The organism is Pseudoalteromonas sp. GW168-MNA-CIBAN-0100 (assembly GCF_040309225.1).
GTDB lineage: Bacteria > Pseudomonadota > Gammaproteobacteria > Enterobacterales > Alteromonadaceae > Pseudoalteromonas > Pseudoalteromonas arctica.
Genome location: NZ_JBEOOL010000118.1, coordinates 1 through 469 on the forward strand (window position 1 = coordinate 1; position 469 = coordinate 469).

The window sequence follows — 469 nt, forward strand, 5'->3', positions numbered from 1 at the left end:
GTTTTTAAGTACAGGCTCTCACAGCAATAAGCTGCAATTGCTTTAAACTATTTTAGTTAAACTACGCCTTGCTCTATCATTGCATCGGCAACACGGCGAAAACCAGCAATATTAGCGCCAAGTAACAGGTTAGTAGGTTGGCCAAATTCTGCCGCTGTTTCGTTAGCAATATTAAAAATGTTTTTCATTATGTGCTGTAATTTTGCATCCACTTCTTCAAAAGTCCAGCTTTGCATACTGGCATTTTGCGCCATTTCTAATTGGCTGGTTGCAACGCCGCCCGCATTAGCAGCTTTACCTGGGCCGTAAGCTATTTTGGCTTTAATAAAGCAGTCAATCGCGTCTTTGGTCGAAGGCATGTTTGCACCTTCACTCACCAAAATACAGCCATTGCTTAGTAGCGCTTTTGCATCGCCTTGAGTTAACTCATTTTGAGTGGCACACGGGAACGCAGCATCGGCTTTAAAAC

General features: G+C 43.1%; 1 pseudogene. It reads right to left on the reverse strand.

Annotated elements, in window-relative coordinates:
• Window positions 1-56: 56 nt before the first annotated feature.
• Window positions 57-469, reverse strand: a pseudogene (locus AAEY62_RS20305) (NADP-specific glutamate dehydrogenase); the annotation flags it as partial.